General features: G+C 45.7%; 8 protein-coding genes and 1 pseudogene. 3 read left to right on the top strand and 6 right to left on the bottom strand.

All coding sequences use genetic code 11. The features are described 5' to 3' along the window. Positions 1-18: 18 nt before the first annotated feature. The 3 genes and pseudogenes from holA to leuS all read right to left on the bottom strand — a co-directional run bounded on the left by holA (position 19) and on the right by leuS (position 4,309). Positions 19-1,038, bottom strand: a pseudogene (gene holA, locus AC3D28_RS07635) (DNA polymerase III subunit delta). Between the two features lie 5 nt (positions 1,039-1,043). Continuing rightward, positions 1,044-1,583, bottom strand: coding sequence for an LPS-assembly lipoprotein LptE (locus tag AC3D28_RS07630; RefSeq protein ID WP_098414966.1), 540 nt, complete (start codon positions 1,581-1,583; stop codon positions 1,044-1,046). A gap of 152 nt (positions 1,584-1,735) precedes the next feature. Next, positions 1,736-4,309, bottom strand: coding sequence for a leucine--tRNA ligase (leuS, locus tag AC3D28_RS07625; RefSeq protein ID WP_488534422.1), 2,574 nt, complete (start codon positions 4,307-4,309; stop codon positions 1,736-1,738). Between the two features lie 154 nt (positions 4,310-4,463). On the opposite strand from leuS, the gene AC3D28_RS07620 reads away from it, so the two are divergent. Next, a complete protein-coding gene (locus AC3D28_RS07620) occupies positions 4,464-4,934 on the top strand; it encodes a zinc ribbon-containing protein (RefSeq protein WP_488534421.1) in 471 nt (156 codons plus the stop codon). Positions 4,935-5,083: 149 nt separating this feature from the next. On the opposite strand, the gene AC3D28_RS07615 is transcribed toward AC3D28_RS07620, so the two are convergent. After that, positions 5,084-5,380 carry a YebG family protein gene (locus tag AC3D28_RS07615; protein ID WP_098414969.1) on the bottom strand — a complete coding sequence of 99 codons (297 nt, stop codon included), beginning with the start codon at positions 5,378-5,380 and terminating at the stop codon, positions 5,084-5,086. Between the two features lie 165 nt (positions 5,381-5,545). Next, positions 5,546-6,433, bottom strand: a complete 888-nt coding sequence (locus tag AC3D28_RS07610; protein ID WP_098414970.1) for a LysR family transcriptional regulator — start codon at positions 6,431-6,433, stop codon at positions 5,546-5,548. A gap of 109 nt (positions 6,434-6,542) precedes the next feature. Here AC3D28_RS07610 and AC3D28_RS07605 point away from each other — a divergent pair, with 109 nt between their 5' ends. Continuing rightward, positions 6,543-7,517 (top strand): TDT family transporter, encoded by a 975-nt coding sequence (locus tag AC3D28_RS07605; RefSeq protein WP_488534420.1) that lies wholly within the window; start codon positions 6,543-6,545, stop codon positions 7,515-7,517. 87 nt (positions 7,518-7,604) lie between these two features. Here AC3D28_RS07605 and AC3D28_RS07600 read toward each other — a convergent pair whose 3' ends face one another. Next, on the bottom strand, positions 7,605-8,915 hold the full coding sequence (locus AC3D28_RS07600; protein ID WP_488534419.1) for a mechanosensitive ion channel family protein: 1,311 nt from the start codon (positions 8,913-8,915) through the stop codon (positions 7,605-7,607). 327 nt (positions 8,916-9,242) lie between these two features. Between AC3D28_RS07600 and recC the strand changes: the two genes are divergently transcribed. Continuing rightward, complete coding sequence (gene recC / locus AC3D28_RS07595; protein ID WP_488534418.1) at positions 9,243-12,734, top strand: exodeoxyribonuclease V subunit gamma; 3,492 nt, start codon at positions 9,243-9,245, stop codon at positions 12,732-12,734. Positions 12,735-12,937: the final 203 nt, after the last annotated feature.

Genomic DNA, 12,937 nt, shown 5'->3' with positions numbered 1-12,937 from the left:
TATATCACGCTTTGATTTTTAAATTGCCAGCTTAATATCAGGAGAGCAGGTTTCTAAACTCAACTGATGGATAGTTGGCCATACGGATTCGTTATATTGGGTTTTCGCCTTGATCTCTGCCTGAGCTAATAGCGAGAGTAAAGCGTAAATTCGACTGGCTGATAAGCGAGTTAATGCTGCGTTATACAAAGGACGTTTGTTTTGCCAGACTCGATATTTTTCAAATACCTGACTCATGTCCATTTGCGTCAAATCTCAATGCATGTTTAAAAGTTGGCTTAACTCTTTCTGTACACTGCGAATAAGAATTACCGTTTCTATACTTTCAGCTTCTAGTTGGCGCAGAATACGTTGAGCACGATTCGCTTTCCCCGCTAATAACGCATCAATCCAGTTAAAAGTGGTGAAATGGTTATGACGGCTCAGCGCTTCTTCTAAACGAACAATGGTGAGCTCACCATCAGGGTAGAGCAAGGTAAGTTTTTCTAGGCTTTGTGATAAAGCAAATAGGTTTCCTTCATGCCACTGTGCCAACATTTGCAGTGATTGTTGATCTGGCTTTAAGCCAAGAGCACGACAGCGCGTTTGAATAAACATAGGTAGGCGTTGCAGATCAGGGGTTAAACAGCTGACCCAATCACCTTTAGCACTGAGTGCTTTAAACCATTTGGCGTTTTCTTGCGCCTTCGTCAGCTTGCTGCCCACAATTACGAGCATGATATCTTCATGCAGCATGTCACACAGCATGTGTAGTTCTTTACTTACCGCTGCCGTGACACCACTTTCTGGTATTTCCAGCTCAATCAACTGGCGGCTTGAGAATAAGCTCAGTGCTTGGCAGCAGTCGTATACTTGGTTCCAATCTAGACTCGCATCCACAACAAAACGGTGTTTTTCCTCAAACCCATGATGAAATGCTGTTTTTTGGATAGCTTGGCGACTTTCTTGAATCAGGAGTGGCTCATTACCAAAGATCAGATAAACCTGTTTGACGTGCTTGGTTAAATGATCCACCAACTTATCGGCATAAATTCGCATAGTGATTAAGAGTTCGTCTTAGTTGGTTCGTTCACTTGTCCCGCTTCATACTCTGCACGGATACGTCCTAGCTGGCGCATCATCTGCTTGGCAGCTTGCAGGCGCATTTCATCTTCAATGAGGTCACGCTCGACTGACTTTGCAAGAGCGGTTAGCGGGTTGTCAAGGTAGTTACGGTTGACGGTGGTAGTAAAATTCTTCGAACCGTAGCCAGGAATGGTGATGCGGTATTTTACGACGTATGTCAGTTCTTTTTCTGCTGCACGGCTATTTTGGTAAAGCGATAGCGTGCGCTCATCGATAGTTGTTTTAATTAGGTGCAGGTTCGGTACGCTAGATGTTGGCTGAACAAGTTCAACTTTGTTGAGTTCGAGTTGAGAACGAACATAGCGTGTTAACGGGCTGTATTCATCGTAGCTGGAGAAAGACATAGTGTGCAGCTCTTCCGGTACGGAATACTCGCCGCGAAGGTGAAAACCACAGGCAGAAAGAAGCCCCGCTAATACCAATACCACTGGTAGTTTAATCAAAGAGAAAAAGCGCATTGATTGTATTCATCCTAAATTGAAGGGGTTATTTACCTTAAACCACTCGTGTGAATGGGTTGAGGTAAATAAACAGGGTAGTGAACTACCCTGTTTAATGGCTCTTGGTTAACAAATAAGTTCGCTAAACAGAGACAAATTGCAAGCTGTGATTAGTTTGCGACGATGTTCAGCAATTTACCTGGAACGTAGATGACTTTACGGACGGTTAGGCCATCGGTGAACTTAATTACGTTTTCGTCGTTTAGACCAAGTGCTTCAACTTGATCTTTGCTTGCGTCAGCAGCAACCGTCAGTTTCGCACGTAGCTTGCCGTTTACTTGCACAACGATCGTTTTTTCATCTTCAACCAGTGCTTTTTCATCAAACGTTGGCCATGCTGCGTTGTCGATATCTGACTCACCTAACGCCGTCCACAGTTCGTATGAAATGTGTGGAGTGATAGGGTAAAGCATGACAACAATCGCTTTTAGCGCTTCGTCAAGAATTGCACGATCTTGCGCCGAGTCTTGAGGCGCTTTGGCTAGCTTGTTCATCAGTTCCATGATCGCTGCGATAGCCGTGTTAAACGTTTGACGACGAGCGATATCGTCCGTCACTTTCGCAATAGTTTTGTGAACGTCACGACGCAGTGCTTTTTGATCACCAGAAAGCGCTGCTGCATCGACTGCTTCTGCTGCGCCTTTCGCTGTGTGCTCTTTAACTAGTTTCCAAACACGTTTCAGGAAGCGGTTCGCACCTTCTACGCCAGATTCTTGCCACTCAAGCGTCATGTCTGCTGGAGATGCGAACATCATGAATAGGCGTACAGTATCAGCACCATACTTGTCGACCATCTCTTGTGGGTCGATACCGTTGTTCTTAGACTTAGACATTTTGATCATGCCTGAGTGCTCAACGTTACGGCCTTGATCGTCTATTGCTGAAGTGATACGGCCTTTACCATCGCGTTCGATGGTTACATCAGTAGGCGCAACCCACTCTTTGGTGCCTTTTTCATTTGTGTGGTAGAACGCATCGGCCAGTACCATGCCTTGACACAGTAGCTGCTTGAACGGTTCGTCAGATGTAACGTAGCCAGCGTCACGTAGCAATTTGTGGAAGAAGCGAGAGTACAACAGGTGCATACAAGCGTGCTCGATACCACCGATGTACTGGTCTACTGGCAGCCAATAGTTGGCTTTTTCAGGGTCGAGAATGTCATCCGCTTGTGGTGAGCAGTAACGTGCGTAGTACCAAGAAGACTCCATGAACGTATCGAACGTGTCTGTCTCACGTAGCGCTGCTTCGCCGTTGAAGGTTGTCTTCGCCCACTCTTTGTCTGCTTTTATTGGGCTGGTGACGCCGTCCATGACCACGTCTTCTGGAAGAATGACGGGCAGTTGGTCAGCGGGCACAGGATGAACTTCACCGTCTTCAGTGGTTACCATTGGGATTGGCGCGCCCCAGTAACGCTGGCGAGAAACGCCCCAGTCACGTAGACGGAAGTTAACGGTCTTCTTACCTTTGCCTTCTGCTTCTAGCTTGGCTGCGATTACATCGAATGCCGCTTGGAATTCTAGACCGTCGAACTCACCTGAATCAAACAGAACCCCTTTTTCGGTGTATGCCGCTTCAGAGATGTCTAGCTCGCTACCGTCAGCCGGTTTGATAACTGGCACGATGTCTAGACCGTACTTCGTCGCGAACTCGTAGTCACGTTGGTCATGTGCCGGTACTGCCATTACCGCGCCTGTGCCATAGTCCATCAGTACGAAGTTTGCTACGTATATTGGAACTTCGCGGCCGTTCAATGGATGAATAGCAGTCAGGCCAGTTGCCATGCCTTTCTTTTCCATTGTCGCTAGCTCAGCTTCTGCAACTTTGTTGTTCTTACATTCGTCGATAAACGTTGCAAGATCAGGATTGTTCTCTGCTGCCTGTGCGGCAAGAGGGTGACCTGCTGCGATACCGACATAAGTGACACCCATAAGCGTATCTGGACGCGTGGTGTAAACTTCTAGGTCTTGTTGACCCTTAACTTCAAACTTAAGTTCAACCCCTTCAGAACGACCAATCCAGTTGCGCTGCATGGTTTTAACCATTTCAGGCCAATCTTCTAGCTTGTCTAGATCGTCTAGTAGCTCTTGTGCGTATTCAGTGATCTTGATGAACCACTGTGGAATTTCTTTCTGCTCTACAGGCGTGTCACAACGCCAACAGCAGCCGTCTTCAACCTGCTCGTTGGCAAGAACGGTTTGATCGTTTGGACACCAGTTCACAGACGATGTCTTTTTGTAAACGAGACCTTTCTCATACAGTTTGGTGAAAAATGCTTGTTCCCAGCGGTAGTATTCTGGCGTACAGGTTGCGAACTCACGGCTCCAGTCGTAGCCAAAACCTAGCAGCTTAAGTTGATTCTTCATGTACTCAATGTTTTCATAAGTCCATGGCGCAGGTGCTGTTTTGTTTTTGACCGCTGCGTTTTCTGCAGGGAGACCGAACGCATCCCAACCAATTGGTTGCATCACGTTTTTGCCTTGTAGGCGTTGAAAACGAGATACTACGTCACCGATGGTGTAGTTACGCACGTGACCCATGTGCAGTCGACCGCTTGGGTACGGGAACATAGAGAGACAGTAGAATTTTTCTTTATTTGGGTCTTCACTTACAACAAAGGTTTTGTTGTCATCCCAGTGCTTTTGAACTTTTTGTTCAATGTCTTGTGGATTGTATTGTTCTTGCATCGATGATATCCGGTTATCTTGGAATTTGTGAGTTCGGTTAGAACAGACTTAAATAGATCATCATAGAATACCTAAAGCTAGGGATCACAACAATAGCCAATCTGTACCCATGCGCCCTTAAGTGACGCAGGTAGGAGAAAGACGGAGGTCAGTTATGCCTAAACGTAAAACAGGTTATGAGGAAATGCTCGAGGATGTGATTGAAACCTTGAAGCAAAGTCCGGAAGAAGTTAACAAAGCGATTGAGACGTCGGGCAAAGTAATGGATGCTGCGAATGACTTGACCAAAGATGAATTGGCGTTAATTAAAGCGTATCTCAAAGCAGACTTAAAAGAGTTTTCTGAGAGTTATGAGGAGAGCAAAAGTGGGCCGTTTTACTTAACGGTTGCCGACTCAATATGGCAGGGATTACTAGAAATCACGGATCGCACCAAAGTTGAGTGGATTGAGTTGTTTGATGATTTGGAGCACCAAGGACTCTATGAAGCAGGAGAGGTGATAGGCTTAGGTACCTTGGTTTGTGATGAATGTGGCAGTAAGACCACTTACAATCATCCGACTATCATTATCCCGTGCATCAAATGCGGTCATAAAGGCTTTACTCGTCAGTCATTAAAACCATGAACGAGACAAATCATAACTTATCGGTATGAATGAAAAAGGCCTAATCGCGATGTGATTAGGCCTTATAGAAAGCGTAGAGCAGTTGTGAATTCGTGCTGTTCAATACTTATATATGAATATAAGGCAGCGTTTCCAAACTCATGGGAGACTTATGCTGCGTCTTCTTGCTTGCCTTCTTCTACAGATTCAAGCTTTTTTGCTTTCTTTGGTGCAGGTTTACGTTTTGCACCTAATGCGTAAAGTACTTCTTCTTTGTTTTGCGCAAGGTACATAGCAAGATCCTCTTGCTTACCTTCGTCTTCTAGAAGTTCACTTTTGTTTAGCAGAGTGAATAGCTCGTCTGCCATATCTAGCATTTTGTCATATGCGTCAGCTTCCGCTTTAGAGGTAAAAGTCATTTTCTCTTCTCCATTGCGTTCTACCACGTACTTGACGATTACAGCCATGGTTGGTCCCCTAACTTGGTGTATTGATACTGGCTTTTTATACAGTTTTTGACCAATTAAGTCTAGCGACAAGCCTAAGAATGAGAGGCAGGTACAACTAACTGGCCAGCATTTAAACTATTTTACTTTCACTTTGGTTATTGATGTTTGCAAGAAAATTTTTGGTTACTGCCAATCTTGGCAAAATTCGATAAAAGTTTTGAGGAGCGGGTTTTGGTATTTCTCTTTGTGCACGAGTAACCAAAATCGGCGTTTCATGTCTAAAGGCATGTCGAGAACCCTTACACGCCCGTCACGAATAGCGGGCTCTGCCGACAGGCGTGATAAACAGCCTAATCCCAATCCAGCAGAGACGGAATTGATCAGCGCTTCTGTTGTGTTGAGTTGAAATGCTTCTTGCCAATGCTCCAAGCGCGGCGCGACGACTCGCATGAAAAACTCACGCGATCCTGAACCTGCCTCTCGCAATATCCACTCGCTGTTTTCAAGTTCCGCTAAGTTCACCACTCCTTCGCACGCGACTGGGTAATTTGGTGTGCAGATGACACACATTTCATCGTCGCTAAACTGTGTCGATTGCAACTCTGGGTGGAGCGTTTTTCCTTCAATAAGTGCGATATCCAGCTCGTAGTCGGTCAGCATGTCGCAAATTTGTGTTGAGTTGGAAATGAACAGGCTTTGCGAGCGGTGATTCGTTTGTTGGCGAAATTCGCTGAGCAAGTAGGGTGCGACTTGATTGCCGATGGTGTCACTCGCGCCAATGCGAAGTTGACCAGAAAGCGCTTGATCGCCATTAAAAATGCCTTCTATGTCCTTAGCACGATTGAGCAGTTCATCTGCTAAAGGCAGCAGTTTTTGTCCTTCTTGGTTGAGGATTAAACGGTTATTCACGCGATCAAAGAGGTGATGACCAATTTGTTTTTCTAACTCTGACAGCGCCATGCTCACCGCTGCTTTAGAGAGAAATAGGCTCTCTGATGCCGCAGTCAGGGTCTTATGTTGGGTGATCGTCGTGAACACTTTGAGTTGTTTAAGCGAAATGTGACTTGCCATGGTTCACCGTTTAGTAATTTTGAACGTTTGTTTTAAATAATTAGATATATCGGAACGAAGTGCAAGCGTATTATATGTGTTATCGAAAGTGAGTCTGGTTGAGGTGATCATGATTCAGAAAACAAAAGCAAAAGTAATGGGAGCGCCAACTCCGATGGCTGGGTTGGCTCTTGGTATTGCAAGCTTAGGCTGGAGTTGGGAAAACTTCGCCGAATTGCATGGTTACGGACAGTGGATTAGCGCGAGTATTGCAAGCATGTTGTTGGTGGTACTGGCAATCAAGTTTTTGCTCCATCGCCACCTATTAAGAGAAGATCTTGCTCATCCGGTTGTGGGCAGCGTGGTGCCGACATTTGCGATGGGGACTATGGTGGTCTCGAACTCTCTTGGCCATTTTTACCCAATGGCTGGTGATGTGCTTTGGCTGATTGCAGTGGTTCTGCACGTCGTCTTTTTGGTGAGTTTTGTTTACCATCGCGCCAAAGACTTTGAATTACACCACATGGTTCCGAGCTGGTTTGTGCCTCCCGTCGGTATTATCGTGGCGGATGTGTCTTTCTCTGGCAATCCGGTTTTAGTGCCAGTGGCGCAAGGTGCCTTGATGTTTGGTATGGTGGCGTACGCGGTTATGCTACCGGTGATGATTTACCGTTTTATGTTTACTCACGAAGTTCCGGATGTGGCAAAACCAACCATGGCGATTATGGCGGCACCAGCGAGTCTATCCTTAGCCGGATACTTGACTGTGACTGCAACCCCATCACCAGTGATTATTGCCATGTTATTCGGTATTGCGGTGTTGATGACGGCTATTATCTACTTAGCGTTTTTTAAACTACTCAGACTGCCATTCAGTCCAGGCTATGCCGCGTTCACTTTTCCAATGGTGATTGGGGCTACAGCATTGTTTAAAATGGCAAATTGGATGGAATTGCAAGGGGTAGCCTCGGAGTATGTACAACAAGTGCGTGATTTAGCCGGTATTGAGCTCATTATTGCAACAATTGTGGTCTCTTATGTGGCATTGCAATACATCAAAAACTTGTTGATTAAACCGAATTTGAAGTCGATAAAACTGACCTAGACAAGCGTTAAACCAAACTTAGAAAAGAAGCCTCTTGAGTTAACTTAAGAGGCTTTTTCTATGGGGTGGATGAAGGCTATGCTGCATTTAACGTTTATCCTGAAGTTCGTCGCTGTCTTTAATAGAAGTTACCCGAATATCTCTTTGTGGGAATGGTATTTCAATGCCATTGTGTTGCAATGTTTCGAGGATTATCAATAATAAGTCACCACCAACTCGGTTGCGACCGTCGTCGATGCCCTCCATCCAAAACTCGACAAACATATTGATTCCAGAGTCACCAAAACTGTCGATTTCACAATCTGGGCGCTCTTCAAAGGGCACCGAGGCCCCACTCAATACCTGTGGGTGAGAGGCTACTGCGGCTTTGATTAACTCTGCCATACTGCGCACATTTGTTTTATAAGCAACGGAGAAATCAACACGATAACGCTGTTTGGTATTTTTATGTGTCCAGTTGGTAAATGAGCTGGAAATAAATTTTTCGTTTGGCACAACGATGTCTTTGCCATCAAATGTTTCTAAGGTTGTCGATCGCATATTTAGCTCCGTGACTACTCCAGAACGACCATCTTCAAGCTCTATATAATCGCCTACAGAAATTGAGCGGTCGAAAATGATAATAATCCCAGAAATAAAGTTGGAAGCGATGGTTTGCAAGCCAAAGCCAAGCCCAACACCAATCGCACCGCCGAGCACGGCTAGCGTCGTTAGGTTTATTCCCATTAGCTGAAGGATCAGCAGAATAACAACAAAAAAAAGTCCTATCTCAAAGACTTTGGCAACAATTTCTCGAGTTCGGAAATCGAGAGATTGTTGTTTACGGATGATGGTCTGTCCTGTCGCGTTGGAAACGCGTCCGAGCCAGAAAAGTAAGGAACCAAATATTAATGTTCTGATAAGGCCATATAGTGAAAGATGAATGTTACCGAGGACAATCGACATCGATTGGAGAGCGGTAACGATATCGTCAAGAACACCGACGCCATAGAAAATAATAATAGGCATACCTATCCATCGAAAAGCGATGATAGCGATAGGATTAGTAATAACCTGACTAACGAACGAGTTGAAAAATAAAAGAATCGCAATCGCAAAAGCGGCTTTGATTACCCAACCATCTTCAATGTACATCTGGCTGAATTCGAGTGATATTCGTAAAAGAAAAATCGCAAAGATAGGAAACAACAATTTACCACAGCGAAAAATGAATGTGCGGATCGGAAAGTTATTTGGTGGTGAAGGCGGCTCTCGAAGAATAGGGGCATACTTATAGACACGATTTGCCAAAAGATAAGCCAACAAGTAAATGGCAATAATAATACCAATTTGGCTGTACGTATTTCTGCTGGACACAGATTCAAGAAAAGAGTGGTAGTAGTCGGTAATGTAATCCATCTTCAATTCCTTAATTGCTTGTCCAGTCTGTACTAGGGGGCGTTATCTCAGCGGTTGATGTATCTCGTATTTGGTAAGGTCTATATAAGCTTAAGTTGTCTCGACTTTTAACCGTTCTGAACCTCTTAATGATTGTTGTTGCAATTGCTCTGTTCGTCCAGAATGATTGCTCGTTCTGTCTTCCGTACATTAGCGTCTGCATAATGAGGCATCACGATGTGGGGGATATGTAACCTTTTGCTGTTTACGAACACGAGATCACTGCGGGAATAAATAGGGCTATGCTAAGCTAGCGAACAGTTTCAATCGGCACGCGGTGTTTCCATTTTGTTTACTATTTACCACTCCAACCAAGTTGACGTTCTTAAATCACTTCTTGTTGAACTGATTCGACTGCGTCCATTGGAAAATCCGTTCGAAAAAGAACAAATATTGGTGCAAAGCCCAGGCATGTCCCAATGGTTAAAAATGGAGTTAGCGAAAGAGTTTGGTGTGGCAGCAAACCTCAACTTCCCATTACCAGCCACCTTTATTTGGGAAATGTTCACGCAAGTGTTGTCTGATGTACCAACACGCAGTGCTTTCAATAAAGAGTCAATGACATGGAAGCTGATGCATCTGCTGCCGGGGCTTTTAAATCAAGAAGCATTCGCGCCGTTAGCGCAATACCTCAAAGACGACAGTGACCACTCCAAGTTGTACCAGTTGGCAGAAAAAATCGCTGATATTTTTGATGGTTACTTAGTGTACCGTCCGGAGTGGATTGCCAGTTGGGAAGCTGGGCAAACGGTTGCTGAACTGGAAGAAGACCATCCATGGCAGCCTATTTTATGGCAAGCGTTGTATGATCACACGGAATCACTAGGTCAGTCTCCTTATCATCGTGCCAATCTTTATGAACAATTCATCGACACATTAGAAAACTTTAACGGCCATTTCGACCATCTGCCAAAGCGATTGTTTGTGTTTGGTATCTCCTCTTTGCCGCCCCGCTATATGGATGCGCTTAAAGCGATTGGTGAGCATATCGACGTACATTTAATGTTCACCAACCCTTGTCGTTATTACTGGGGGGAAGTTCGTGATCGCAAATATCTGGCTCGTTTGGCTGCCAAACATCGTCAACATGTTGTGTGGCAAGAGGAGCATTCCGAAGTACAAGGTGAAACTGAGCAGTTAAAAGGGTCATTGGAAGAGAATGTGATTGATGAACTGCACACCGATGTAGTCGGCAACAGTCTTCTGGCTTCGATGGGGAAACTCGGGCGAGATAACATGTATCTGTTATCTCAGCTGGAATCCCATGAGATTGAGGCGTTTGTAGATGTGGAACGCGGCAGTTTGCTCCATCAATTGCAAGCGGATATTCTCAATCTTGAAGAACATCAAGATGACCAACAGATCGAAAACAGTCATCACAAACAAGTGGTTAGCTTGGGTGATAAATCACTGAGCCTACACGCTTGTCACAGCCCAATGCGTGAAGTGGAGGTGCTGCATGATCAATTGCTTGCGATGTTTGATGCAGACCCAACCTTAAAGCCGCGCGATATCATTGTTATGGTTGCGGATATCAACGCCTACAGTCCTGCAATTCAGGCGGTCTTTGGTAACGCACCGGGTGAGCGTTTTATTCCGTATTCGATTTCAGACCGAGCCGCGGATCAAGAAAGTCCAATTCTTGCGGCATTCATGAAGTTGGTGAACATACCCAATACACGCTGTCTGGCTTCTGAATTACTTGAGCTGCTAGAGACGCCAGCGATTTTAAAGCGTTTTGAGCTCAGTGAAGACGATTTTTTGCAAGCCAAACAGTGGGTGGAAGAGTCGGGTATTCGTTGGGGATTGGATGCCAATACCGGACGTGAATTTGAACTGCCGGAAACTCGCCAAAATACGTGGCAGTTTGGTATTCAGCGGATGTTGCTCGGCTATGCGATGCCAGATTCGGTGGGCTTGTTTGAAACCGAGCAAGGTAGTTTGTCTCCCTATAATGAAGTGCAAGGTATAGGCGCAGAACTGGCTGGCAAATTGGCCCACTTTATTCAACAAATCAGTACATACCGAAGCAAGCTTTCTCAGGTTCAAACCATTGATGGCTGGCGTGAGACATTGATTTCTCTGCTGGATGACTTTTTCTCGGTTGAATTAGAAGGCGAAATGGCGCTGAAATCCATTCGGGACACGCTTAGTCAACTCAAAGAACAGTTGGTCGAGGCGGCCTTTGATGAACCGCTTTCCCCAGCGATCATCAGCCAATATCTACAAAATAAACTGTCTGGAACACGCGTTAGCCAGCGCTTCCTGGCTGGTCAAGTGAACTTTTGTACCCTGATGCCGATGCGCTCTATTCCGTTTAGAACCGTTTGTCTACTGGGGATGAATGACGGCGTGTACCCGCGTTCCATGCCGCCGGAAGGCTTTGACTTGATGACGGGAAGAACCAAACCGGGCGACCGTTCGCGCCGAGACGATGACCGTTACCTATTCCTCGAAGCAATGCTATCCGCACAGCAAACGCTTTACATCAGTTATGTTGGCCGTTCAATCCAAGACAACACCGAGCGAGTGCCTTCGGTTCTGGTTTCTGAGCTGATGGAATACTGCCACCAAAACTACTGTTTAAGCGGTGATGCAGGTTTGCCTGTGGATGAGTCTGGCGACAATTTATTAAACGCGTTAGTGAATACCCACGCCATGGTGCCATTTAGTCCTCAAGCTTTCCAAGGGGCGGACACCAGCTATGCCAAAGAGTGGATCCCGGCGGCATTGACCCAGAACCGTCTATCTCAAGGTCAGGTTCGTCGTGATTTTAATCGTGAATTGGATGATTACTTGCTGGGCGCTACATTTCCGTTTGAACTCGATTTAGTGGAGCTGCAACGTTTTTGGCGTTTACCGGTACAGTATTTTTTCAATCGCCGTCTGAAAGTGACCTTTGAGCCACCACTGCCAGTCATGGAAGATGATGAACCCTTTGTTTTAGGTGGCCTTGAAAGCTATCAGATGCGTGATGCACTATTAGAAGCTTTGCTCGAAACGACATTGACGCAGCCAGAGAAAAAAACAGAGGTGCTTAAACACTTTATGAGTCAACAGCGCGCACAAGGCAAACTGCCGGTGGGGGCGTTTGGTGATCTCGAGTTTGAAACTAACCGAGTGCAAGCTGAGGAGTTGGTAGACAAACTGGCGTTTCTATCGGGTGCCCTTCAAGACGATTTAGAAATCGATCTGACGTTTGATTCTTTATTTGAGGGCAATGAAGGCGAAGAGAAAAAAGTGCGCCTGACTGGCTGGCTGACTCAGTGTTATCAGTCCGGTTTAATTCGTTACCGAAGCGGTAAAATCCGAGCGCAAGATTACCTTGCGGCATGGATCGATCATCTCGCCATGTCGGCATCGGGTTATGCGAAGAAAACCCACATCATTGGTTACGATCGTAAAGAAGGCGCGATGCATTTAGTTTACCCAGAAATTGCCGATACGCAGCATGCGAAACAATTGCTCACTGAGTTGGTGCGTTTATTTTTTGAAGGCATGACCAAGCCACTGCCTTACTTCCCAAGAACCGCGTTAGCGTGCGTGGAAGCAGGATTTAGCCGTGGACAGTGGGTTGATGACGAAGCGAAGTCTGTGAAGAAAATGACCGGTGCATTCAATGATGGTTTCATGAGTAAAGGCGAAGGCAACAACGCGTATATTTCTCGAATTTGGCCCGTTTGGAATGAAGAGTTAGCGGCGGAAGTGCGCTTATTAACGGCTTTAGTGTTGCAAGGTGCTCGCTTGGCTGCGCAAGACGCAGAAGAGGACAAAGCGTAGTGGGGGTCATTGGTTAACAACGGTTAACAACAAGGGAGTGTAGGGTGGCCGCCAGAAAATCATTCTTTTTGTAGGGCGTTCGCTGTACGGCCACAAGGTCAGAGGGACCATGATACTTTTTGAGTGTTGCCGCCTGACAGGCTTGGCTGGTCTCGTGTGGCGCATACTAACGGTACAAATGATGGATAACCGTGAGAAAGATC

It is taken from the genome of Vibrio sp. TAP-3B (assembly GCF_057784735.1).
This window is presented reverse-complemented; position numbering and strand designations above follow the sequence as displayed.